Below are 21,139 nucleotides of genomic sequence, written 5' to 3'. Positions count from 1 at the left end.
GGCTTGTGCTTGCCTGGGGACGCCGGCATACCACCTATAGGCGGGGCTTCCTGGCGGGCAGGGACTTTTAAAGAAAGCAGTTATGCTAGCGCGAACGAGTGAACCGACCAACCCCGAGGCGGAGTTGGCTCCTCCGGTGGATGGCCGGGCACGGGGCGACGCGTTTGATCGCGCCCAGCGTCATTCGCGCCGCGTGCGCGTGCTCAAGTTCGCCGTGCCGCTGCTTGCCGCTCTGATCGCCGTCGCTTTCCCCATTTATTCCTATCTCGCCGCACCCGTCTCCGTCTCGGTCCAGGCCGAAGGCACCGCCTTTTCCAACGGAAAGCTGGTGATGGCCAATCCCAAGCTCAACGGTTTCACCAAGCAGAAGCAGCCCTATTCGATGACGGCCCTGCGAGCGATACAGGATGTCAGCACGCAAGGCATCATCGAACTCGAAGGCATCGACGCCAAGGTGCCGATCGCAGCGGATAATGTCGCGGCGGTCAAGGCCACGCACGGCACATACGATCGCGACGGCAACACCATGAACCTGACCACCGACATCACGATCACCACGACCGACGGCATGCAGGCCAAGTTCAAATCGGTCTTCCTCGACATGGGCAAAGGCACTATGAAGACGGGAGATCCCGTCGATGTCAGCCGTGGCGGGTCTCGGATCACGGCGAATTCCCTGTCGGTCCAGGACAATGGCAAGATTCTGGTGTTCGAGAACAAAGTGCGCGTCAATATCGATTCCGCCGCCTTGAAGACGGCAGAGGGAAACAGCGGAGAAACCAATGGGGCTCGGTAGTTCGGCGCGGCTCACGGCTGCGACTTCGGCGTTGCTGCTGCTGGGACTGGTGCCGTCAATGGCGCAGTCCGGTGCCACCAGTCAGGTGTCGGGCCTCAAACTGGCCGGTGACAAGCCGATCCAGATCGAAAGCGACAAGCTGGAAGTACGCCAGGCCGACAGTGTGGCCATTTTCACCGGCAATGTCAGCGTCGTCCAGGGGCCGACATTGATGAAGGCCGGCAAGATGCTGGTCTATTACGTCAAGGATCCCAACGCCGCGGCCAAGGGTACGGAAGCCGCCGGCGCGGCGATGACCGGCTCGGCCAACATCGATCATCTGGAGATATCGGACAAGGTCTACATCAAGTCGGATGCGCAGATCGCGACGGGCGATCAGGGCAGCTTCGATATGAAGAGCCAGGTGCTGGTGCTTTCGGGCAAAAAGGTGGTTCTTTCGCAAAACGACAACGTCCTGGTCGGCTGCAAGCTCGTCGTGCAGATGAAAACCGGGTTGGCCCAGGTTGATCCGTGTGCTGGGCAACGTGTCCAGATGTCGATCACACCGCCGCCGAAATCGGGAGCGGCGAACCCCTGATGGCCAGCCTGTCGTCGCTGACGGCGCGTCTTCCGGGGCGGGCCGCCAGCAAGGTTTCGTCTCCGGCCACGGTTTCGGTCGACAAGTCGAAATTCAAGGGGACCTTGATCGCCAAGGGCCTGACCAAGAGCTACAAGGGTCGCACGGTCGTCAGCGGCGTCACCCTTGGGGTGCGCGCCGGCGAAGCCGTGGGTCTGCTCGGCCCCAATGGTGCCGGCAAGACGACCTGTTTCTACATGGTTACCGGCTTGGTGCCGGTGGATGAGGGCACGATCGAGATCGATGGTTTCGACGTCACCTCGATGCCGATGTACCGCCGTGCGCGGCTCGGTATCGGTTATCTGCCGCAGGAGGCCTCGATCTTCCGCGGCCTGAGCGTCGAGCAGAACATCCGCGCCGTTCTCGAAGTGGTCGAAAAGAGCCGCAAGGAGCGCGAGCGCAGCCTCGATGAACTGCTCGATGAGTTTCACATCAGCCATCTGCGCAAAGCCCCGTCCATGTCGCTGTCCGGCGGCGAGCGGCGGCGCCTGGAGATTGCGCGCGCGCTGGCGACGCGTCCGGCCTATATGCTGCTCGACGAGCCTTTTGCCGGCATCGATCCGATCGCCGTAGCCGATATCCAGCAATTGGTGCGCCATCTCACGGCGCGCGGTATCGGCGTGCTCATCACCGACCACAATGTGCGCGAGACGCTCGGCCTGATCGACCGCGCCTATATCATCCACGCTGGCCAGGTGCTCACCCATGGCCGGGCCGACGAAGTGGTCGCAAACCCAGACGTGCGGCGGCTTTATCTCGGCGAGGGATTTACGCTGTAGAGCGGTCCTCCGTCTCATGGAAACGCCGACCCGCAAGGGAAAGCGCTACCCGTTTTTCCCGGGAAAACCGTTCCACGCTTTTTCCTGGAATTTTTTCCTGGAATCGCTCTGAGCGTGAAATTTGTTTCCTGACACGATTTTTCGCGCATGTCGGACTATTTTTTCGCGATTTTGCTCCGGAATAACGCTCCGGTAAGCGGGTTTTGCTAGCCTTTGCCTTGACAAGCAAAAGCCGGGCCAGTTTGTATGGCCGGCCGCGAAAATTCATTTCCGTAAGTCCGGTGCGTATAGAAGGCGTTTGAAACCAAACCATGGCGTTGGCGGCGAAACTACAGCTCCGACAATCGCAGTCGCTGGTGATGACGCCGCAGCTGATGCAGTCGATTCGGCTGCTTCAGTTCACCCATGTCGAACTCGAGCACTTCATCGACGAGGAGATCGAGCGCAATCCACTGCTGGAGCGCGCGGAGCCGCAGGACGACGCCGTGAGCGACCAGGCGCTGAAGATCGAGGCCGAGCCGCAGGCGGTGGCCGACGGCGACTGGTTCGAGAGCGAGGCGGGATGGAGCGCCGAGGCGATCTCGGAGAAACTCGACACGTCGCTGGAGAACCTGTTTCCCGACGATCCCGGTACCAACGAGCGGCTCGGACCCGATCTGACGGCGCAATGGAAATCGGCTTCCGGAAATGGCGGCACCTCGTCCGAGGGACTTGACGCAGGCGACATGGCGGCGAGCGCGATCACGCTGCGCGACCATGTCGGCGAGCAGATCGCGCTCGGTTTCACCGATCCCGCGGCTCGGCTGATCGCCGAAGAACTCGCCGATGGTCTCGATGAGACGGGATATGTGCGCGCCGATCTCGCCGAGATCGCCATGCGTCTGGGCACCGAGGCCGCTGCCGTGGGCAAAGTGCTGGCGGCGTGTCAGACCTTCGAGCCGGCCGGCCTGTTCGCGCGCGATCTTGCCGAATGTCTTTCGCTGCAGCTTGCCGTGCGTGATCGGCTCGACCCAGCCATGAAGGCCTTGGTCGCCAATCTCGAACTCCTGGCGCGCCGCGATTTCCACGCGTTGAAACGGATCTGCGGCGTCGACGAAGAGGATCTGCTCGACATGCTGGCCGAGATCCGTGCACTCGATCCGCGGCCGGGCATGGCATTTTCCGGCGGCGCCAGCGACGCGATCGTCGCCGACGTCGAGGTGCGCGCGGCCAATGACGGCAGCTGGACCGTCGAGCTCAATGCCGACACGCTGCCGCGCGTGCTGGTCGACCATATCTATTTCGCTCAGGTCTCGCCGCACGCGAAGAACCAGGCGGAAAAGGATTTTCTTGCCGAGTGCCTGCAAAACGCCAACTGGCTGACGCGCAGCCTCGACCAGCGGGCAAAGACGATCCTTAAGGTGGCTTCGGAGATCGTTCGCCAGCAGGATGCGTTCCTCGTCCATGGCGTGCGCCACCTGAAGCCGCTCAACCTGCGCACGGTGGCGGATGCCATCGGCATGCACGAATCGACCGTCAGCCGGGTCACCGCGAACAAATACATGCTGACGCCGCGCGGCGTGTTCGAGCTGCGCTATTTCTTCACCGCGTCGATCGCGGCTTCGGGCGGTGGCGATGCGCATTCCTCGGAAGCAGTGCGCGACCGCATAAAGCAGCTGATCGACGAAGAAAAACCGGTCGATGTGCTGTCCGACGACGCGATCGTCGACATGCTGCACGAGAGTGGTGTCGATATCGCCCGGCGCACGGTCGCCAAATACCGGGAAGGCATGAACATTCCGTCGTCGGTGCAGCGCCGGCGCGAGAAACGGGCGCTCGCCAGCGCCGGGCGTTAGGCTGACCGATTTTCCACAGCTTTCTAGCTTCATTGACAAGCTGCGGTGAAGTGGCTAGAAGCCCGCCCGCATGAGACGGGCTCGATGCCCGCTAGCGGATGGTCCGTCACGACAATGACCGGGACGGTCAAGAAGGCGGCTTTGTGATCAACCGGAAAGTTCGGATTTAAATCGGCGCGAGTGACGCCGCAAAGCTTGTGCGCACGGACCACGAGTATAAACTCCGGCCAGTTTGAAGCCTGAGCAAGGAAGGTCAGTTTTCAGATGAATCTGCGCATATCGGGAAAACACATGGATATCGGCGATGCGTTTCGTACGCGCATCAACGACCGTGTCGGCGAGGTGATCGGCAAATATTTCGATCGCGGTTTCGCGGGACACGTAACCGTCATCAAATCAGGTTCGCGTTATTCGGCCGATTGCATGATCCGGCTGGATTCCGGCGCTTCGCTGCAGGCTACGGGCGATGCGCAGGACCCGACGCTGGCTTTCGAGGCCGCGGCCGACCGCCTCGAGACGCGTCTGAGGCGCTACAAGCGGCGTCTCAAATCGCACAATTCGGGCGCCGCCAATGGCGAGCCAACCGATATCGCCTATACGGTGATGGCGCCGCTTGCCGACGACGACGAAGAGATGCCGGAGAATTTCGCACCGGCCATCGTCGCCGAATCGACCATGACGCTGCGCACCATGTCGGTGGCGTCGGCGGTCATCGAGCTCGATACCAAGGACAGCCCGGTCTTCGTCTTCCGCAATGCCGGAAACGATCATCTCAACATCGTCTATCGCCGGCCCGACGGGAACATCGGCTGGATCGACCCGTCCACGACCAAGGTCGCACAGGCGTGACGACTAGGGTCGCACTGGGATAAAAGCCGGCCGCACGAGGGGTGGGGACTGGTGACGGCAGGCGAACAAGGGATTTTCAAGCATGGGTCTGAGCGATCTTATCAACGTTCCGGCGATTTTGCCGGCGTTGAAGGCGAACTCCAAAAAGCAGCTCCTGCAATTGCTGTCCGAGAGGGCGGCGGCAATTTCGGGCATCCCGGAGAGGGAGGTGTTCGACACCATCCTGCAGCGTGAGCGGCTGGGCTCGACCGGCGTCGGCAACGGCATCGCCATTCCACATGGCAAGCTGGCCGGCGTGAAGCGTATAGCCGGCGTTTTCGCCCGGCTGGAAACTCCGGTCGATTTCGAGGCCCTTGACGATCAGCCCGTCGATTTGGTGTTTTTGCTGCTGGCGCCCGAAGGTGCCGGCGCCGATCATCTCAAGGCCCTGTCGCGCATCGCGCGGGTGCTGCGCGACGCGGACACGGTGGCCAAGATCAGAGGCACGCGCGACGCGGTTGCGATCCACGCGCTGTTGTCGGACACGCAGGCCTCCCACGCGGCTTGAAATTTCGATGATGTTGCCGGGGCCGCCGCGAACGGCCCTTTTGGTTCCAGCAACCGTCGCTCTTAGTGGATAGCGACGGTGGTCAGGTCGTTTTCCATGGCGCCGGCCAGCGCGCGGTCACGCGCGTCCGAGAGCAGGATCGGTTGGCCGTTGGCGGCAAACAGGGCCCACAGCTCCAGGCCGGGGGCAATTTCACCAATGCCCGGGAAGCGGCCGAGCAGTTCATCGCTCGAGACCTTGCGCAGGTAAGCGACGGAGCCTTCGCCGAGATGGGCGAATTCGCCGCTGGTCATGGTGATATTTTCGTCAGTTCTGGTCATTTCAAGCCTCCTTGGCGCGAGACGCCGCTCAAGGCCATCTCGCATGAGAGCCATCGGTAAAGATCAGTCTTTCACCGATATGTTTATTTTCCGTACCAGCCGTTCGGACTCCGGCCGATCGAGATCGATCGACAAAAGGCCGTTCTTCAGTTTCGCCGCGATCACCCGCATGCCGTCGGCCAGCACGAAACAGCGCTGGAACTGGCGCGCGGCGATGCCGCGATGAAGAAATTCGCGCTCGGTTTCGTCGGTCTGACGACCGCGCACGACCAGCTGGTTTTCCTCCGTCGTGACATCGAGATCGCTTTCGGCGAAACCGGCGACGGCGAGCGTGATGCGCAGCCTTTCGGCCTGGCCGTCGGCGCCGCTGAGGCGCTCGATGTTATAGGGAGGGTAGCTGTCACCGGATTTCGCCAAACGTTCCAATGTCTTCTCCATGGCGTCGAAACCAAGAAGAAGCGGGCTGGAAAAAGGCGTCATTCGGCTCATATTACACTGTCCTCTCAAGAGCGACATTATGTGGAAAAACCCTGATGGCATTTTTCCCGTTGCCCTTGATATGGTCTGCCCCGCGCTCAAGTTCAAGCCATCGCAAGAGCCGCCCGAAAGTCGTGGCGTGGACTCACAGGAATGATCGACATGGCGCTTGAAATGGTACGCGGATGCAAGGAAAAGCGCCAAAGTCGGGAACCGTTCCCGATCCAGCGGTTCGACAGCTCGCAGCCGGTTCGACGCCCTTCGGGTGTGCGATCGGCCGCGTTAGTTCATGGCCGGCCAAACAAGGAATTGAAATGCCTCAACCACGCAAGATCATCATCGACACCGACCCCGGTCAGGACGATGCCGTCGCCATTCTGCTGGCGCTCGGCAGCGCCGAGCTGGAGATCGTCGGCATAACAGCCGTTGCCGGCAACGTGCCGCTGAAGCTCACCGAGAAGAATGCCCGCAAGATATGCGAGCTGGCCGGCAGGCCCGACATCAAGGTCTATGCCGGCGCCATCCGACCCTTGATGCGCGAACTGGTGACCGCCGAGGAAGTGCACGGTGAGACGGGGCTCAACGGGCCGCAATTGCCCGAACCGACGATGAAGCTGCAAGAGCAGTATGCCGTCGATTTCATCGTCGAGACGCTGATGAAGGAAGAGAGCGGCACCATCACACTGTGCCCGCTCGGGCCGCTCACCAACATCGCGCTGGCGCTGATCCGCGAGCCGCGCATCGCAGGGCGCATCAAGGAAATCGTGCTTATGGGCGGCGGCTTCTTCGAGGGCGGCAATGTCACGCCGACGGCCGAATTCAACATCTATGTCGACCCGCATGCCGCCGACGTGGTGCTGAAGTCCGGCATTCCGATCGTGATGATGCCGCTCGACGTCACCCACAAGGCGCTGACCACCGCCAAGCGTACGCAGGCCTTCCGCAAGCTCGGCACCAAGGTCGGTATTGCGACGGCCGAGATGCTGGAGTTCTTCGAACGCTTCGACGAGGAGAAATACGGTACCGACGGCGGACCGCTGCACGACCCCTGCGTCATCGCCTATCTGCTGAAGCCGGAGCTGTTCAAGGGCCGCAAATGCAATGTCAGCGTGGAAACCGCTTCGGAGCTGACCATGGGCATGACCATCATCGACTGGTGGGGCGTGACCAAGCGGCCGACGAACGCCATGGTGATGCGCGACATCGACCATGACGGCTTCTTTGCCCTGCTGCTTGAGAGACTGGGGCGGTTGTAAGCGCCTTCTTTACCTTCTCCCACATGGGAGAAGGTAAAGCGTTCCTCACTTCGTTCGCGAAAACGCCAGCCACAGGCCGCCGCCGACCAGGAAGCTGCCGCTGATCCTGGACATGAGCTTGATGCGGCTGGCCGAAAGCAGGCGCCCGGCGCGGCCGGCGGCGAGCGCGTAGGTCGAATCCGAGATGGCCGCGAAGATCATCGCCGTCAGGCCCATGACGACGATCTGCAGCGAGTAATTGCCGTGCGGTGCAATGAATTGCGGAAAGAAGGCGCCGAAGAAGACCAGCGTCTTGGGATTGCTCAGCGCCACCAGCAGGCCTTGCAGGAAGAAGCCGCCGCGCGGTTTCCTCGAGGTCCCGTCCGCGTTCAGCTTGCCCTTGGAACGGAACATCTGCACGCCCATCCAAATCAAATAGGCGGCGCCGATCAGCCGTATCCATTCGAACCAGTGGCCCATGCCCGAAATCAGCGTGTTCAGGCCGATGCCGACGATGGCGAGCATCACGGCCAGCCCGGCCTGCGTGCCGGCGACATTGGCGAGACCGGCGCGGGTGCCGTGGCGAATGCTGTTGGCAATGATCAGCGTGACTGTCGGCCCGGGCACCAGGATGATGACGATGCAGGCCAGGACATAGGCGGCGTAGAGCTCCAGCGACACGATTTTTCCCTTGGTATGCCGCAACGCGGCGTAACGGAGGACAATCAATGCATGGCGGCGCTGCCGGTGCAAGCCGGCATGCGAAGCGCTGCCATACGCCTGTGATTCCGGTTCAGGCGCCGGCCTGCCAGGGCAACGTCGCCTCATAGACCGCCGCCGCCTTCAGCACGGCGAGGTCGCCGCGCGGCCGGCCGATCAACTGCATGCCCATCGGCCGGCCTCTGCCGTCGAAGCCGACCGGTACGTTGACCGCCGGGCAGCCGCCCAAGGTGGCGAAGGCGGAAACCTGCATCCAGCGGTGATAGCTGTCCATGGCTCGTCCGGCGACCTCGCGCGGCCAGTGCGTGCCGACTTCGAAAGGGAAGACCTGCGCGGTCGGCAGCGCGATGAGATCGAAGCGGTCGAAGATCGACAGCAGCGTGCGATGCCAGGATGTGCGGACGACCGAGGCCGCGCGGATCTGCGGCGCCGTGAGCCGCATCGCGTTCTCCACTTCCCAGACGGCTTCCGGCTTCAGCAGGTTGCGCTTCATGGGATCGTCATAATGGGTCTTGAGCGCGCAGCCGCTGCTGGCCTGGCGCAATGTCACGAAGGCCTGCCACAATGCTTCGAAGTCGAAATCCGGCAGCATGGATTCCATCAGGAAGGATGCGCCGGCGAACCGGCCGAGCGCAGCCTCGCATAGCTCAAGGATGCCGGCTTCGACCGGCAGATGACCACCGAGATCGCCGAGCCAGGCAACGCGGCCGCCAGTCGCCGCGGCCCCGAGCCCGTTGAAGAAAGAACCCGGTTTCTCGTAAGACAATGGCGCGTGCGGATGAGAGCCCGCCTGCACATCGAGCAGCAGCGCCATATCGCCGATGTTGCGGCCCATCGGTCCTTCGACGCCCATCTGCGCATGGAAGACCTCAAGGTCCGGCCCGCCGGGAACAAGCCCTTGCGACGGGCGGAAGCCGTAGACATTGTTCCAGGCGGCGGGATTGCGCAGCGAGCCGCCGAAGTCGCTGCCATCGGCGACCGGCACCATGTCGAGCGCCAGCGCCACCGCCGCGCCGCCGCTCGAGCCGCCGGCGGTCAGGGCCGGATCGAAAGCGTTCAGCGTCGGTCCGAACACATTGTTGTAGGTGTTGGAGCCAAGGCCGAATTCGGGGACGTTGGTCTTGCCGATGATGATGGCGCCGGCATCGCGGATGCGCTCGACGAAGAAATCGTCTTCCTGCGGCACGAAGTCGGCGAAGATCGGCGAGCCGAAGGAGGTCCGGAGGCCCTTCGTCATGGCGAGGTCCTTGATGGCGATCGGCAGGCCGAAAAGCGCTCCGGTTCCGGCCTCCGCTTGCCGCGCGTCGGCAGCATCGGCCTGGCGCAGGATGTCGCCACGGTCGCGCAACGAGACGATTGCATTGACCAGCGGGTTGACCGCCTCGATCCGGTCGAGGAACGCCGTCACTACCTCGCGCACGGAAAGCTTCCTTCGGCGGATCGCGCCTGCAAGCTCGACGGCGGACAGGCGGCAGATCTCGCCAGCCGGCGGCACGGCATGCTTCGTCGGCGGCCGCATCATCTCAACGGGTTTCCTGCAACGCCTTGTCGACATCCGCAGCCAGCGGGATCGCCGGCTGGGCGCCGGGCTTGAGGCAGGCCAGCGAGCCGGCCGCGCCGGCGCGCACGAGTGCCTGCTCAAGCGCGAGGCCCGACGACAGGCCGGCAGCGAAGTAGCCGCAGAACGTGTCGCCGGCGCCGACCGTGTCGACCGGAGTGATCTTCGTTGCCGGAATGGTCAGGAAATCGGTCGGCGTTGCCGCCATTACGCCATCGCCGCCAAGCGTGACGACAACGGTGCGGCCGGTTTTGCCGGCAAAGTCGCGCATCCGTGCCGCACGGTCACGGCCGCCCAGCGCCAGCGCCTCGCCATAGAGGTCGAACTCGGTCTCGTTGGCGACGGCATAGTCGGCCTTGGCGAGGAAAGCCGCTGCTTCAGCCTGGAAAGGCGCGGTGTTGAGCACCGTGACGGCGCCGGCCGCCCGTGCCTGGTCGAGCGCGGCATCGACGGTTGGCAGCGGGATCTCGTTCTGCAAGAGAACGACATCGCCCTTCTTCAGAAAGGCCTTGGAAAGATCGCCGGGCAGGACGGAAGCGTTGGCGCCCGGCACCACGGCAATGATGTTCTCGCCGTCGTCGCTCACCATGATCAGCGCCGTCCCAGTCGAGGCAAAAGTCTCGGCAACGCCGGATAGATCGACCTTGCCGCTGCGCAGCAACGCCAGCGCCTCGGTGGCGAAGCTGTCCTTGCCGACGGCACCGACCATGCGCACCGCGGCGCCGGCGCGTGCGGCGGCCAGCGCCTGGTTGGCCCCCTTGCCGCCGGGCGCGGTGACGAAACCGGAGCCGCTCACCGTCTCGCCCGGGCTCGGCAGGCGGTCGACATTGGCGATAAGGTCGAGATTGATCGAGCCGACGACGATGATCAAGGAATGCCTCCTGCCAGCGCAAGTTCATGGTACTGGAGCATCCCTGCGTTCGGGCGAAGGCGGGTCGTTCCAATCGGGCGGGAAGCTAACCTGTAAGCCCGCTGCTTGCCAGACCAGGCAGATGGTCCAGCGTAGTTTGCGGCCGTGAACCTATTCGCAGCGCACGGTAACGACGCCCTGATAGCTGCCGGCTGGAAAAATACCGCTCGACTTTGTGGCGGTGAGATCGACCTGCATGGCGTGGGTGCCGTTGGCCACCCTTTGCGGCACGCTTCCGTTGATGTCGACCCCCGAGCCGTCGAGGCGGAAGACCGAGGCGAAGGTCACGTTGGTGCCGCCGCCGCTCGGCGCGGACGAGAATGCGGCGGGCGCCGGCGCCGAGACCGAATAGCAGTCCAGCAAGTTGAACAAGGAGCACAGCGTTGAGGTTGCCACAACGGTCGCGCTGGCACTCGACCCGCCCGCCTGCTTGGAGCCCAATATGCCGATGGCTGGATTAACCGTCATCGTTCCCGATGCCCCGACCGTGATGGTGCAGGTGCCGGTGATCGCTGCTTGCACCGGAAGGCAGAAGCCGGCAAGCGCTGCCATCGCAAGCGGCGCGCGGCTATTTCTTCTTCTTTTTCTTGCCATCGCTATTTCCCGTCCTGATGCCCCAGCCTTCGTTGGCCCATCCGGGTGATGCCGCCGCGGGGGCGGCAGCGCTGGCGGCCACGCTTGCCGTCTGGCCGTCGGCGCCGAGGCCCATTTTGAGGAGTTTCAGCTCCAGTTGCAGGCGCTCGACCTCAAGCTCGTAGAGGCGGCTGCAATCGACGCGCTTCGGCGTACGTCCGATCGGGATCACCACGCGACCGTAGGTGGCGACGTCGTTGTTCGACTGGTTGTTGCCTCTGATGACGCCGAGGTCGAGATAGGCACCGGTGCCCGATACCGCGGAACGGCAGGTGGTGCCGTCGGAAGCATGGACCTCGTCCTGGCCCTGAGGCAAGGTCACGCCGGGCAGGTTGAAGCCGCTCTCATTCTGATTGAGGTTGTAGACATCCTCGGCCAGAACCGGGGAGACAGCCGACATGGCCACCAGCGCAAATGTCAGGATTTGCGGTGCCCAAAGAACTTTCCGCATATCTGTGCCTTTATCTGCGTCTGCTGGTTGGGAAAGGGGATGCTTTCGGTACAGATACGCACTTTACGCTCGGCAGCGCCGCCGAAGGGCACGACCACAAGGACAGGACGGGAAGCCTGGGAGGCCAGTTGGAAGACACTTGGAGAGATCCTGGCGTCCACCGGCTGAAAATCCTGATCGTAGACGTGGATTTCGATCCTGATCTTCTGATCGTAGGGATTGGCGGGGAATACGCGGACCGCGAAGGCGTCGGTGAAACTGTTAACCTCACCGCGCATCGGCGACATCGACTGGGCGGCGGCGGCAACAGGTATCAAGCCAACGGCCAGTGCCGTGGCCAGGGTTCCAGCGAGTTTCAACGGAGCCTCCTTCCCGATGGCTATTCGCAGCGCAGCGTTACTGTTGCCTGATAGTTTCCGGAGGCGAAGCGGTTGCTGCCGCCCTTGGTGCCGGCGAGGTGGACCGAGACGAGGTCGGCGCCGGGAGCGGACAGACTGGTGGCAGAGCCGGTTTCCGCGATGGTGTGGGCGCCGGCAGCCGAATAGGTCGGCGTCCAGGTGGTGGCCGTGACGTCGGCGGCCGGTGCCGTGGTGAGGGTGACCGGATCGACGCTGAGCGCTACGCCTCCGGTGGTGGTGAGCGTGACCGTGCCCGCCGCGCCGCCGCTGTTATGTGAGCTTAGCGACTGAAGGTCGGTGCTGACGGTCATCGTGCCGTTGGTGGCGACAACCAGCGTGCAGGTTGCGGTGACCGTGCCATTGAAAATGACATTTGTGGCCAGAGCGGTCTGGTCAACACAGGCGACCAGCACGGCTGCGCCGAAGGCGACTCGAAACAACCTCATGGAGACCCTCCTATTAAGCCGGATCACCCGATTTAATATGAGTCATAGTCGCTTTATCAGAGTTAATTTTGTGTAAACTTTGAATATTGCGAGAATAAACTTCGTCGTAAAAATCGGGAGTTGCCCTCGGTTGCAACTGAAATGTCGAGTTAAAAACTATTCCCTTAAATGATACCGCTGGGATTTATATAGTTTTTCTGCAATGCTCGAAAAATCGATATTTTAGGACGCCACTTGCCCCGCTTCCCAACCCAGGATGGCGCGCTTGCGAGTGAGGCCCCAGTGATAGCCGGTGAGGTCGCCGGATTTGCCGATGGCGCGGTGGCAGGGCACCACGAAGGAGAGCGGGTTGGCGCCATTGGCGGCGCCGACGGCGCGGCTGGCGCTCGGCGCGCCGATGCTGGCGGCGATCGACGAATAGGTACGGGCCTTGCCCATCGGAATCTCGAGCAATGCCTCCCAGACGCGAACCTGGAAGTCGGTGCCGATCATCACGACATGCAATGGCTGCTCGGGCCGCCACAGCGTCGGGTCGAAGATGCGGGCGGCGTAGGGGCCAGTCGCGGTCGTGTCCTCGACATAGACGGCATTCGGCCAGCGGCTGGACATGTCGGCGAAGGCGGTGCGCTCCTCGCCCGGATCGCTGAAGGCGAGGCCGGCAAGCCCGCGGTCGGTGGCCATGATCAGCGCGGTGCCGAACGGCGAGGAATGATAGCCGTAGCGGATGGTGAGCCCGGCGCCGCGCGTCTTGTAGTCGCCCGGCGACATCGCCTCGTGGGTGACGAAGAGGTCATGCAGCCGGCCGGGGCCCGACATGCCAAGCTCGAACGAAGTTTCAAGCAGCGGCATGCCTGAATCGAGCAGCTTGCGGGCATGGTCCAGTGTCACCGCTTGCAGGAAGGCCTTGGGCGACAGGCCGGCCCAGCGGGTGAACAGCTTCTGAAGGCCGGTCGGCGTCTCGCCGACCTCTTCGGCCAATACTTCCAGCGACGGTTGGTCGCGATAGTCGAGGCTGATCTTCTCGATGGCGCGGCGCACGATTTCGTAGTCGCTGCCTTCGGGTGTGATGTCCTTTTTGAGAACTGCTGTCCGTGTGCTCATGGAATTTCTCCTTGAGCCGGAATATCGCCCCTTGGGGCGCCGATCGCCACCCGAAACTTGCCTTCTTGCGGCGTATGCCCAGATAGACACGCGTTTCTAGAGCTTGTTGCCATCGCGGCGGAATCGGGATGAGGTCCTATCCCAGTGTTCAGCATGATCTCCGGCGCAACCGTGCCCATTCGGGATCATGCTCTGGTCAGGAGGCGCAGATGGCTGGCGAGAAAGTGCATCTGACGGGCGAAAAGGAAACCTTGCTGATAACGCTCTACGGCAAGGCGCTGGAGAGCCGGCTGCCGGATACGCTGCTTAAGGATCACTACGCCGACGAGGCGGTGCGCAAGATCGACTATGATTTCTCCAGGCTCAAGGTCGATGAAAATCTCGGCATCGGCCTGGCGATCAGGGCCAAGACGCTGGACGTCAGCGTCCAGGACTTTATCGCCAGAAACCCCGACCCCATCGTGCTGAACCTGGGCTGCGGACTTGATACGCGCATCTTCCGTATCGATCCCCCACAAAATGTGGACTGGTTCGATGTCGACTATCCCGATGTCATCGAACTCCGGCGCAAGCTTTACCCGTCTCGCGACCACTACAATCTCGTCGCTTCCTCGGTGATCGAACCGGGCTGGCTGGCTGAAGTGCCCCGCAACCGCCCAGCCATGGTGGTCGCGGAAGGACTGACGCCCTATCTCGCCGCCGAGGCAGGATTAAGCTTGCTTTCACGGCTTGTGTCGCATCTTGCCACTGGCGAGCTGATGTTCGACGCCTACAGCCGTTTCGGCCTGAAGCTGCTTCGCTTGAATCCCACTCTGAGGGCAACTGGCGCCAAGGTCCACTGGGCCATCGAAGATCCGCACGACCTGGAGCGGGCTATTCCGAAACTCCGGTTCGTCGAGGATATCTCGGCCTACGAGCCTGAGCACGCCGCCCGCATGGGCTGGTTCGCCGGACTGTTCGTTCGCCTTTGGAAACACATTCCCGCATTGCGCAAGATCGGCAGGCTTTTGCGCTACCGCTTCTGAAGCGGCGGTTCAGCGCGCCTTGGCGGTTGCCAGCGCCCGCGAAAAGGCCGTGGCAAAACTCTCGCGGTCGTCGGGATTGAGGAAGCCTCCTATCGGCACGTTCTGGCCCTGCGCTTCCACCGCCATCCTGGTGATGCCGATCTCGGCATGACGGGCGACCGAAAACCGTGCCCAGAACGGGTTGAAGCGGTGCGCTTCCGATTTTCCCGAAGGCGCGGTCTTGCGGATATCGAGGCTGGTGCGTGAGACCGACACTTCCTCGCGGGCGCGGGCCGCCCGATAATTGACGCGGAAGGCAATGTAGACGGCGACCACGTCGAGGCCGAAGAAGCCGAACACCGGCCAGGCGCCGCGCAACAGGAAAAAAGCGCCTGTCACCAGCCAGCCGAACAGCAAAGCGCCCATCAGGATGAGAAAGCCCGTCCTGCCCAGCGACCGGTGCGGGGTGAGGAGCGCCTGAAAGAAGGGCTCGTCGGCCTGAAATGAGGCGTTTGTGTCGCTCATGCCTGGATATTATAGGAGGGGAATGACAAGCCCCAAGCCCAAAGAGTCTTCCGTCCCGAAAAAAGAGCCGCCGACCGGCCGCCGTGACGGTTCGAACGCCAAGCCGCGGCCGCGGCCGGTGCGGCGGATTTCCCTCTACAGCCCGGCCGAAGTGCACGAGATCTTCCGGCGCTTTTCGGTCCAGCGACCGGAGCCGAAGGGCGAACTCGAACATATCAACGCCTTCACGCTGCTGGTGGCGGTGGTGCTTTCGGCGCAAGCGACCGACGCCGGCGTCAACAAGGCGACGCGGGCGCTGTTCAAGGCCGCCGATACCCCGCAAAAGATGCAGGCGCTGGGTGAAGCCAAGGTCGGCGAATATATCCGCACCATCGGGCTCTGGCGCAACAAGGCCAAGAATGTCATTGCGCTGTCGGAGGCGCTGATCCGCGACCATGGCGGCGAAGTACCCAACGACCGCGATGAGCTGGTCAAGCTGCCGGGGGTCGGGCGCAAGACCGCCAATGTCGTGCTCAACATGGCTTTCGGCCAGCATACGATGGCGGTCGATACCCACATTTTCCGCATCGGCAACCGGATAGGACTGGCGCCCGGCAAGACGCCCGAACAGGTCGAGCAGGGGCTGTTGGAGATCATTCCAGACGAATATATGCGCCATGCGCATCACTGGCTGATCCTGCATGGCCGCTATGTCTGCAAGGCGCGCAAGCCGGACTGCCCGGCCTGCGTCATCGCCGACCTCTGCAAGGCGCAGGAAAAGACGACCAGCGTGCCGGCGCCGCTGATCGAGATCGCACCGCTTGAGACGGTCGTTGCCGAAAATCAGATGCCGTAGCCGCGCGCCATCGCCGCGGCGAAAACCGGGATCAGCAGGAAGACAAAGGCTTCGGCGCGGATGTACGCCTTGACGGAAGCAAGCTCGGCTGCCGGCACCAGGAACGAGGGATTGGCGCTGGCCTGCCGGTTCCAGGAAATGAAGCGGACGGTCGGAATGATCGACAGCAGGGCGACACTGCCAAACGCCGCCATCTTGGCCCAGAACACCCAATTGTAGACGTAGAATTCCCAACCTTTGAGGCCGTAGACGACGCGGCCGATGCCGATGACGATGATCAGCGTGGCGATGATGCCGTAGTGGCGGTCGATGCCGGCCAGCCGCCTCAGCGTGGCGGCGGTGAGATCGCCGCGCATCAGCACGAATTCGGCACCGATGATCCCCGCCAGCGAAAACACCAGCAGATGATGGAAGACGGCAAGCACGAGATCGGTGGTGTCCATGCTCGTTCCCTCGGGTTTGACAACGCCAGTCCGCGCCTGACAAATTGGCAGAGGCTGAATCAGCCTGGCGCGAAAATAACACCGCCACGCAAAATTCCTATAGCGGGCACTTCAGAGCTTGAATGCTATCGCCCGCAAGCACGCCTGTCGCGTTTGCCTCATGCACAAGCAACGCCGATGATTTTTTGCTGGTTCGCGGTCGGTGTTGCCCTGGCCCTTGCACCGGATCGGAGATTTGCTAAGCGCTGACGACAACAGCGAGGCGGATTCCATGGACAATCGGCACGGCGTTCCGGTCATCGAGACGGGGCGAACCATCCTGCGGGCGCACCGGATCGAGGATTTCGGCGCCTATGCCGCCATGTGGGCCGATCCGGCGGTCACCCGCTTCATTGGCGGCAAGCCGCGCACGCGCGAAGAAAGCTGGATGCGCTTCCTGCGTCACGCCGGCCTGTGGTCGCTGCTCGGCTACGGCTTCTGGGCGATCGAGGAGAAGGCGACGGGCCGGTTCGTCGGCGAGGCCGGTTTTCACGACCTGAAGCGGGATATGGTGCCGTCGATCGAAGGTATTCCCGAGGCCGGGTGGGCGCTCGCTCCTGCCGTGCATGGCGCGGGTCTCGCCACCGAGGTCGTCGGTCGCGTCCTAGCATGGGGCGACGAGACGTTCGGGCATGCGAAAACGGTCTGCATCATCGATCCGGAGAATACGGCGTCGTTGAACGTTGCCGGGAAGTGCGGCTACCGGGAAGTGGAACGGACCACCTATCACGACGCCCCAACAATCCTGCTGGAGCGGCGGCCCTGAGCGGCGTCATCGACTGGACATAGCCGTTCTGCTAGCATCGATCATCAAGCGAGGGGATGATCGATGCGTGCATTCAAGACGACTATCATCGGATTTTTCTGGGCGGGGCTGGTGCTCATGCTGGCGGTGCGGCTTGCGGCGGCCGATGCTACGGTGCCGTCCGCCGACATCAAGGGCGCCGCCGACAATCAACTGGCCAAGCGCTACGAAGGCTCCTTCATCGTTTCTTACCAAAAGCTTGCCTTCACCGATTTCAGCGTACCATTGTCGCCCTTGAAGCCGAGTGCGGATCCGGACGCACGCGACACGATGAACAATCGCGTTTTCGCGCCGGACAAGAAGGCCGAGGCGGAGGGCGCCCTTACCCGCATCGCCTATGTGCTTCCCGCTGAGCGCTCGCCGCTCGAGGTGCTGCGCAACTATCAGGATGTGGTCAAGGCGGCCGGCGGAGAGGTCCTGTTCGAATGCAAGAAGGAGGAATGCGGCGGCGCTGCCGACCGTTCGTCGAGCGGCGGCGGTAACGATATGAGCCTGACGATGTACTTCTTCCACGAGAGCGATCTCAAGGACGCGGCCTTTTCCAATGGCGCTTGCGCGCTGGCATCCGGCATCAACGATCAGCGCTATTTCTCGGCCAAGGTGCCGCAGGATGGGGGTGACGCCTATGTCACCGTGCAGACCTACTCGCTGACCGACGATCTCTACTGCAAGAAACTCAACGGCCGCACCATCGCCGTCGTCCAGGTGCTGGAACCCAAGCCGCGCGACAAGAAGATGGTGGTCGTCGAGGCGGCCAAGATGGCTGATTCGCTGTCCGCCACCGGCAGCATCTCGCTTTACGGCATCTTCTTCGACACCGACAAGGCCGACATCAAGGCGGAGTCGGAACCGACGCTGAAGGAGATTTCGACGCTGTTGGCCAACCAGCCTGATATGGCTGTGATCGTCGTCGGCCACACCGACAATCAGGGTGCCTTCGATTACAATCTCGACCTTTCATCGCGGCGGGCGCAAGCGGTCAAGGCAGCTCTCGTCGCGAAATACGGCATCGACGGTTCGCGGCTGACCTCGGCCGGAGCCGGCATGATGGCGCCCGTCGCCAGCAATGACGACAAGGCGGGCCGTGCCAAGAACCGTCGTGTGGTATTGGTCAAGCTGGACTGAGCGAGCCTTGCAGACCAGCGACCCGTTCTACGACACCGCCGCGAGGCTTGCCTGTTCGAGCATAGAGGCATCCTCGCCGAAGGCGCGGGTGGCGCGGGCCGCGGCTTCGAGCAGCGGACGTCTCATGCGCTGGAGGAAGGCGGCGTCGACACGCGTGCCGGGGCCGGCCAGCGTCAGCGCGCCGAGCAGGACGCGCCCTGGACCGAATACCGGCGCCGACACACCAGCTGTTTCGGGATCACGGTCGCCGACAGCCAGACAGGTGCAGGTCCTGCGTATGGTCTCGTAGGGCTCGCCCTGCTGGCCGGAAAACGCGGCAAGCACGCGCCCACCCGAGCCGGCCAGCAAAGGCAATACATCGCCCTCGCGTATCGTGTGGCGGATCGGGTGCTTGGATTCGACGCGATAAAGACAGGTGCGGACGTCGCCCGAGCGAACATAGAAGGCGACGCTCTCCCAGCTTCGCTCGGAGAGGTCGCGCATGATCGGCAACAGGATATCGACCGCCACGACCGAGCGCTGATAGAGCGCACCGAGCCGGAAAGTCGCGGGTCCGACGCGGTAACGCCCGTCATCCAGACGCTCGAGCAGCTGTCCGCGCAGCAGCGATTTTGCCAACCGCAGGATCGTGCTTTTGTAGAGCCCGGTGCGCGCCGCGATTTCAGCCAGGCTGAGCGAACGGTCAGCGGCGGTGAAGGCATCGAGGATGGCAATCGCCCGATCAAGCGCAGCGACCCCTTCAACTGACGCAGTTTTGACGGCAAATGCGGATATGGCTGCTCTTTCGTTCATTTCGTATCGTTCCGCCGAGAAGCCTTCGGCCGCTTTCGCCTAGGCATGTTGTGTGCCCCAATGCGGGCTTCGAGCGCATAGCGGTTCCCAGCCCACAAACAGCCGGTCAAGAAATTGTGCTTCGCGCTGTTTGTTCTGTCTAGCAGAATATCGTTCCTGTTGACAGAACAAGTTACAGCCTGCATGATTTTTCGGCGGGTCTGGGTTCAGGCGCGTTTTGGCAGGCACCGGAGGAGGTGTCGTGATCTGGAGGAATCCCATGCTGAACAGACGCAGATTTTTGATGAGCACCGCGGCCGCGGGCGCCGCCGGCCTGGTGGCATCTCACCTGACCCCCGCCTTCGCCCAAAGCGCGCCGCAGATACAAGTCTTCGTGCCGGCCGCACCTGGCGGCGGCTGGGACCAGACGGCGCGCGCGATGGACCAGGTGCTGCGCAGCGAGAAGCTCATCTCCGGCTCGCAGATCACCAATGTCGGCGGCGCCGGCGGCACGGTCGGGCTGCCGCAATTCATCAATCAATGGAACGGCAGGGGCAATGCGCTGATGGTTGCAGGCATGGTCATGGTTGGCGCCATCATTGCCAACAAGGCCGCCAACAACTTGACGCAGGTCACGCCGATCGCCCGCCTCACCGGCGAGTTCGAAGCGCTGGTGGTGCCGGCGGCCTCGCCGTTCAAGACGGCCGCCGATTTCATCGCCGCGCTCAAGGCCGACCCGACAAAGGTTCCTGTCGCCGGCGGTTCGGCCGGCGGGTCGGACCATATCCTGTTCGGCCTGATCGCCAAGACGGTCGGCGTGCCGGCCACCAATCTGTCCTATGTCCCGTTCGCCGGCGGCGGCGAGGCTCTCTCGGCGCTGCTCGGCAACCAGGTCGCGGCTGGCATCTCCGGCTTTGGCGAGTTCTCCGAACAGATCAAGGCGGGTGCGCTACGGCTGCTCGCCATCTCGGCCGACAAGCGCCAGGAAGGCATCGATGCGCCGACGCTGAAGGAAGCCGGCATCGACGTCGAACTGTTCAACTGGCGCGGCGTCTTCGCGCCCCCCGGCGTTTCCGACGCCGACAGGGCGGCGATGATCGCGCTGGTGGAGAACATGGCCAAGAGCGATGCCTGGGCGACCGAGTGCAAGAACCGCAACTGGACGCCCATCCTGCTCACCGGCGACGACTATGTGAAATTCGTCGCCGAGGATTCGGCCCGCATCGAGGCCATCCTGAAGGACCTTGGGCTCGCCTGATTTCTCCCAAGGGCGGCTCGCCGCCCCTTTTCTGGACCTCGCCGGTTGCATCGGGACCGGCCATCGGTTGACGGTATGAGGGCCGAGCCCTGCCAGTTGGCCGGCAACCCTGGGGAGCACAACAATGAGCAGCAGCGACCAGCAGGCGGCGCCGTCGCGTCTCGCCGTGCCGGAATTGTCGATTGGCATCGGGCTGCTGGCCTGCGCCGCCGCGGTGGCCTGGCAGACGCTGGCAATTCCGGTGTCGCCGCTCTATTCCAAGGTCGGCCCCACCGTCTTTCCCTATCTCACCATGATCGGCCTGGTGGTTCTGTCCCTGTTGCTCATCGTCGCGGCGCTTCGCGGCGGCTGGCAACCAGAGGAGGAAAAGGAGACGCCGACCGACTGGAAGGCGATGGGCTTCGTCGCCGTCGGCCTGATCGCCAACCTGCTGCTCATCCAGCCGCTCGGCTTCACGGCGGCATCGGTGATCATGTTCGTTCTCGTCTGCTTCGGCTTCGGCAGCAGGCATACGCTGCGTGACGCGCTCACCGGCCTTATCCTGGCGCTGGCCGCCTATTTCGGCTTCGCCAGGGCGCTCGGCGTCAACATCGGCGCCGGCTTCGTCGAGAACCAGCTGAACACGGTGATCGATGCGATCATCGGTGCGTTGAGAGGCTGACG

At 63.0% G+C, this 21,139-nt stretch carries 26 protein-coding genes; 13 read left to right on the top strand and 13 right to left on the bottom strand.

From position 1 onward, the window contains the following. Positions 1–82: 82 nt before the first annotated feature. The 6 genes from lptC (at position 83) to ptsN (ending at position 5,422) form a co-directional block, all read left to right on the top strand. Positions 83–796: an LPS export ABC transporter periplasmic protein LptC gene (gene lptC / locus NKJ26_RS18545; protein ID WP_352602289.1), complete on the top strand. Its 714-nt coding sequence runs from the start codon at positions 83–85 to the stop codon at positions 794–796. Next, complete coding sequence (locus NKJ26_RS18540; RefSeq protein ID WP_352602287.1) at positions 783–1,373, top strand: LptA/OstA family protein; 591 nt, start codon at positions 783–785, stop codon at positions 1,371–1,373. The genes lptC and NKJ26_RS18540 overlap by 14 nt, the downstream gene beginning before the upstream one ends. Then, positions 1,373–2,191: an LPS export ABC transporter ATP-binding protein gene (gene lptB / locus NKJ26_RS18535; RefSeq protein WP_352696439.1), complete on the top strand. Its 819-nt coding sequence runs from the start codon at positions 1,373–1,375 to the stop codon at positions 2,189–2,191. Before NKJ26_RS18540 ends, lptB begins: the two co-directional genes overlap by 1 nt. Before the next feature lie 311 nt (positions 2,192–2,502). Next, a complete protein-coding gene (gene rpoN / locus NKJ26_RS18530; protein WP_352696438.1) occupies positions 2,503–4,026 on the top strand; it encodes an RNA polymerase factor sigma-54 in 1,524 nt (507 codons plus the stop codon). Between the two features lie 264 nt (positions 4,027–4,290). Then, positions 4,291–4,875 carry a ribosome hibernation-promoting factor, HPF/YfiA family gene (gene hpf / locus NKJ26_RS18525; protein ID WP_027024037.1) on the top strand — a complete coding sequence of 195 codons (585 nt, stop codon included), beginning with the start codon at positions 4,291–4,293 and terminating at the stop codon, positions 4,873–4,875. Positions 4,876–4,957: 82 nt separating this feature from the next. After that, on the top strand, positions 4,958–5,422 hold the full coding sequence (gene ptsN, locus NKJ26_RS18520) for a PTS IIA-like nitrogen regulatory protein PtsN (RefSeq protein WP_027024038.1): 465 nt from the start codon (positions 4,958–4,960) through the stop codon (positions 5,420–5,422). Between the two features lie 62 nt (positions 5,423–5,484). Here the strand turns inward: ptsN and NKJ26_RS18515 are convergent, their stop codons facing one another. Further along, positions 5,485–5,742, bottom strand: a complete 258-nt coding sequence (locus NKJ26_RS18515) for a BQ00720 family protein (RefSeq protein ID WP_027024039.1) — start codon at positions 5,740–5,742, stop codon at positions 5,485–5,487. A 63-nt stretch (positions 5,743–5,805) separates the two neighbouring features. Next, entirely contained in the window at positions 5,806–6,231 is a 426-nt protein-coding gene (locus NKJ26_RS18510; protein WP_352696437.1) for an Hsp20 family protein, read from the bottom strand. A gap of 302 nt (positions 6,232–6,533) precedes the next feature. Between NKJ26_RS18510 and NKJ26_RS18505 the strand changes: the two genes are divergently transcribed. Continuing rightward, positions 6,534–7,475: a nucleoside hydrolase gene (locus tag NKJ26_RS18505; RefSeq protein ID WP_352696436.1), complete on the top strand. Its 942-nt coding sequence runs from the start codon at positions 6,534–6,536 to the stop codon at positions 7,473–7,475. 45 nt (positions 7,476–7,520) lie between these two features. Here the strand turns inward: NKJ26_RS18505 and NKJ26_RS18500 are convergent, their stop codons facing one another. The 8 genes from NKJ26_RS18500 to NKJ26_RS18465 all read right to left on the bottom strand — a co-directional run bounded on the left by NKJ26_RS18500 (position 7,521) and on the right by NKJ26_RS18465 (position 13,671). Continuing rightward, the gene (locus tag NKJ26_RS18500) at positions 7,521–8,135 is read right to left on the bottom strand and encodes a LysE family translocator (protein WP_352602276.1); all 615 of its coding nucleotides are present in this window, start codon (positions 8,133–8,135) and stop codon (positions 7,521–7,523) included. A 112-nt stretch (positions 8,136–8,247) separates the two neighbouring features. After that, entirely contained in the window at positions 8,248–9,696 is a 1,449-nt protein-coding gene (locus tag NKJ26_RS18495; protein WP_352696435.1) for an amidase, read from the bottom strand. A gap of 1 nt (position 9,697) precedes the next feature. Next, positions 9,698–10,603: a ribokinase gene (locus tag NKJ26_RS18490; protein WP_352696434.1), complete on the bottom strand. Its 906-nt coding sequence runs from the start codon at positions 10,601–10,603 to the stop codon at positions 9,698–9,700. A gap of 150 nt (positions 10,604–10,753) precedes the next feature. After that, positions 10,754–11,236, bottom strand: a complete 483-nt coding sequence (locus tag NKJ26_RS18485; RefSeq protein WP_352696433.1) for a hypothetical protein — start codon at positions 11,234–11,236, stop codon at positions 10,754–10,756. Further along, entirely contained in the window at positions 11,211–11,726 is a 516-nt protein-coding gene (locus tag NKJ26_RS18480; protein WP_352696432.1) for a hypothetical protein, read from the bottom strand. The genes NKJ26_RS18485 and NKJ26_RS18480 overlap by 26 nt, the downstream gene beginning before the upstream one ends. Further along, on the bottom strand, positions 11,693–12,085 hold the full coding sequence (locus NKJ26_RS18475; RefSeq protein ID WP_352602266.1) for a hypothetical protein: 393 nt from the start codon (positions 12,083–12,085) through the stop codon (positions 11,693–11,695). The genes NKJ26_RS18480 and NKJ26_RS18475 overlap by 34 nt, the downstream gene beginning before the upstream one ends. Positions 12,086–12,105: 20 nt before the next feature. Beyond that, the gene (locus NKJ26_RS18470) at positions 12,106–12,570 is read right to left on the bottom strand and encodes a hypothetical protein (RefSeq protein ID WP_352696431.1); all 465 of its coding nucleotides are present in this window, start codon (positions 12,568–12,570) and stop codon (positions 12,106–12,108) included. A gap of 222 nt (positions 12,571–12,792) precedes the next feature. After that, entirely contained in the window at positions 12,793–13,671 is an 879-nt protein-coding gene (locus NKJ26_RS18465; RefSeq protein WP_352696430.1) for a methylated-DNA--[protein]-cysteine S-methyltransferase, read from the bottom strand. 209 nt (positions 13,672–13,880) lie between these two features. On the opposite strand from NKJ26_RS18465, the gene NKJ26_RS18460 reads away from it, so the two are divergent. Continuing rightward, positions 13,881–14,696 carry a class I SAM-dependent methyltransferase gene (locus tag NKJ26_RS18460; protein WP_352696429.1) on the top strand — a complete coding sequence of 272 codons (816 nt, stop codon included), beginning with the start codon at positions 13,881–13,883 and terminating at the stop codon, positions 14,694–14,696. A 9-nt stretch (positions 14,697–14,705) separates the two neighbouring features. On the opposite strand, the gene NKJ26_RS18455 is transcribed toward NKJ26_RS18460, so the two are convergent. Further along, positions 14,706–15,200, bottom strand: a complete 495-nt coding sequence (locus tag NKJ26_RS18455) for a DUF2244 domain-containing protein (protein WP_352696428.1) — start codon at positions 15,198–15,200, stop codon at positions 14,706–14,708. Positions 15,201–15,222: 22 nt separating this feature from the next. Between NKJ26_RS18455 and nth the strand changes: the two genes are divergently transcribed. After that, positions 15,223–16,035, top strand: coding sequence for an endonuclease III (nth, locus tag NKJ26_RS18450; RefSeq protein WP_352696427.1), 813 nt, complete (start codon positions 15,223–15,225; stop codon positions 16,033–16,035). Here nth and NKJ26_RS18445 read toward each other — a convergent pair. Further along, positions 16,023–16,478 (bottom strand): DUF2214 family protein, encoded by a 456-nt coding sequence (locus tag NKJ26_RS18445; protein WP_352602252.1) that lies wholly within the window; start codon positions 16,476–16,478, stop codon positions 16,023–16,025. The genes nth and NKJ26_RS18445 overlap by 13 nt on opposite strands. 271 nt (positions 16,479–16,749) lie before the next feature. On the opposite strand from NKJ26_RS18445, the gene NKJ26_RS18440 reads away from it, so the two are divergent. Both NKJ26_RS18440 and NKJ26_RS18435 read left to right on the top strand, forming a co-directional pair. Further along, on the top strand, positions 16,750–17,283 hold the full coding sequence (locus tag NKJ26_RS18440) for a GNAT family N-acetyltransferase (RefSeq protein WP_352602250.1): 534 nt from the start codon (positions 16,750–16,752) through the stop codon (positions 17,281–17,283). A 63-nt stretch (positions 17,284–17,346) separates the two neighbouring features. After that, a complete protein-coding gene (locus tag NKJ26_RS18435) occupies positions 17,347–18,447 on the top strand; it encodes an OmpA family protein (protein ID WP_352696426.1) in 1,101 nt (366 codons plus the stop codon). A 27-nt stretch (positions 18,448–18,474) separates the two neighbouring features. On the opposite strand, the gene NKJ26_RS18430 is transcribed toward NKJ26_RS18435, so the two are convergent. Beyond that, positions 18,475–19,239, bottom strand: a complete 765-nt coding sequence (locus NKJ26_RS18430) for an IclR family transcriptional regulator (protein WP_352602248.1) — start codon at positions 19,237–19,239, stop codon at positions 18,475–18,477. A 259-nt stretch (positions 19,240–19,498) separates the two neighbouring features. On the opposite strand from NKJ26_RS18430, the gene NKJ26_RS18425 reads away from it, so the two are divergent. Both NKJ26_RS18425 and NKJ26_RS18420 read left to right on the top strand, forming a co-directional pair. Continuing rightward, the gene (locus NKJ26_RS18425) at positions 19,499–20,476 is read left to right on the top strand and encodes a Bug family tripartite tricarboxylate transporter substrate binding protein (protein WP_352602246.1); all 978 of its coding nucleotides are present in this window, start codon (positions 19,499–19,501) and stop codon (positions 20,474–20,476) included. Between the two features lie 124 nt (positions 20,477–20,600). Beyond that, positions 20,601–21,137 carry a tripartite tricarboxylate transporter TctB family protein gene (locus NKJ26_RS18420; RefSeq protein WP_352696425.1) on the top strand — a complete coding sequence of 179 codons (537 nt, stop codon included), beginning with the start codon at positions 20,601–20,603 and terminating at the stop codon, positions 21,135–21,137. Positions 21,138–21,139 lie beyond the last annotated feature (2 nt).

Origin of the sequence: Mesorhizobium sp. M0152 (assembly GCF_040322415.1) — a bacterium.
Lineage (GTDB): Bacteria > Pseudomonadota > Alphaproteobacteria > Rhizobiales > Rhizobiaceae > Mesorhizobium.
Note: the sequence above shows the minus strand (reverse complement) of the source record. Positions and strands in the feature narration are given on the sequence as shown.

What these genes read in the sequence shown, in the direction of transcription:
- lptB (WP_352696439.1), top strand. Translation starts at nt 1,373, where the DNA reads ATGGCCAGCCTGTCGTCGCTGACGGCGCGTCTTCCGGGGCGGGCCGCC.
- NKJ26_RS18540 (WP_352602287.1), top strand. Translation starts at nt 783, where the DNA reads ATGGGGCTCGGTAGTTCGGCGCGGCTCACGGCTGCGACTTCGGCGTTG.
- NKJ26_RS18510 (WP_352696437.1), bottom strand. Translation starts at nt 6,231, where the DNA reads ATGAGCCGAATGACGCCTTTTTCCAGCCCGCTTCTTCTTGGTTTCGAC.
- NKJ26_RS18495 (WP_352696435.1), bottom strand. Translation starts at nt 9,696, where the DNA reads ATGATGCGGCCGCCGACGAAGCATGCCGTGCCGCCGGCTGGCGAGATC.
- NKJ26_RS18420 (WP_352696425.1), top strand. Translation starts at nt 20,601, where the DNA reads ATGAGCAGCAGCGACCAGCAGGCGGCGCCGTCGCGTCTCGCCGTGCCG.
- NKJ26_RS18480 (WP_352696432.1), bottom strand. Translation starts at nt 11,726, where the DNA reads ATGCGGAAAGTTCTTTGGGCACCGCAAATCCTGACATTTGCGCTGGTG.
- rpoN (WP_352696438.1), top strand. Translation starts at nt 2,503, where the DNA reads ATGGCGTTGGCGGCGAAACTACAGCTCCGACAATCGCAGTCGCTGGTG.
- NKJ26_RS18430 (WP_352602248.1), bottom strand. Translation starts at nt 19,239, where the DNA reads ATGAACGAAAGAGCAGCCATATCCGCATTTGCCGTCAAAACTGCGTCA.
- NKJ26_RS18515 (WP_027024039.1), bottom strand. Translation starts at nt 5,742, where the DNA reads ATGACCAGAACTGACGAAAATATCACCATGACCAGCGGCGAATTCGCC.
- NKJ26_RS18485 (WP_352696433.1), bottom strand. Translation starts at nt 11,236, where the DNA reads ATGGCAAGAAAAAGAAGAAGAAATAGCCGCGCGCCGCTTGCGATGGCA.
- lptC (WP_352602289.1), top strand. Translation starts at nt 83, where the DNA reads ATGCTAGCGCGAACGAGTGAACCGACCAACCCCGAGGCGGAGTTGGCT.
- NKJ26_RS18470 (WP_352696431.1), bottom strand. Translation starts at nt 12,570, where the DNA reads ATGAGGTTGTTTCGAGTCGCCTTCGGCGCAGCCGTGCTGGTCGCCTGT.
- NKJ26_RS18460 (WP_352696429.1), top strand. Translation starts at nt 13,881, where the DNA reads ATGGCTGGCGAGAAAGTGCATCTGACGGGCGAAAAGGAAACCTTGCTG.
- hpf (WP_027024037.1), top strand. Translation starts at nt 4,291, where the DNA reads ATGAATCTGCGCATATCGGGAAAACACATGGATATCGGCGATGCGTTT.
- NKJ26_RS18445 (WP_352602252.1), bottom strand. Translation starts at nt 16,478, where the DNA reads ATGGACACCACCGATCTCGTGCTTGCCGTCTTCCATCATCTGCTGGTG.
- ptsN (WP_027024038.1), top strand. Translation starts at nt 4,958, where the DNA reads ATGGGTCTGAGCGATCTTATCAACGTTCCGGCGATTTTGCCGGCGTTG.
- NKJ26_RS18455 (WP_352696428.1), bottom strand. Translation starts at nt 15,200, where the DNA reads ATGAGCGACACAAACGCCTCATTTCAGGCCGACGAGCCCTTCTTTCAG.
- NKJ26_RS18440 (WP_352602250.1), top strand. Translation starts at nt 16,750, where the DNA reads ATGGACAATCGGCACGGCGTTCCGGTCATCGAGACGGGGCGAACCATC.
- NKJ26_RS18425 (WP_352602246.1), top strand. Translation starts at nt 19,499, where the DNA reads ATGCTGAACAGACGCAGATTTTTGATGAGCACCGCGGCCGCGGGCGCC.
- NKJ26_RS18435 (WP_352696426.1), top strand. Translation starts at nt 17,347, where the DNA reads ATGCGTGCATTCAAGACGACTATCATCGGATTTTTCTGGGCGGGGCTG.
- nth (WP_352696427.1), top strand. Translation starts at nt 15,223, where the DNA reads ATGACAAGCCCCAAGCCCAAAGAGTCTTCCGTCCCGAAAAAAGAGCCG.
- NKJ26_RS18505 (WP_352696436.1), top strand. Translation starts at nt 6,534, where the DNA reads ATGCCTCAACCACGCAAGATCATCATCGACACCGACCCCGGTCAGGAC.
- NKJ26_RS18465 (WP_352696430.1), bottom strand. Translation starts at nt 13,671, where the DNA reads ATGAGCACACGGACAGCAGTTCTCAAAAAGGACATCACACCCGAAGGC.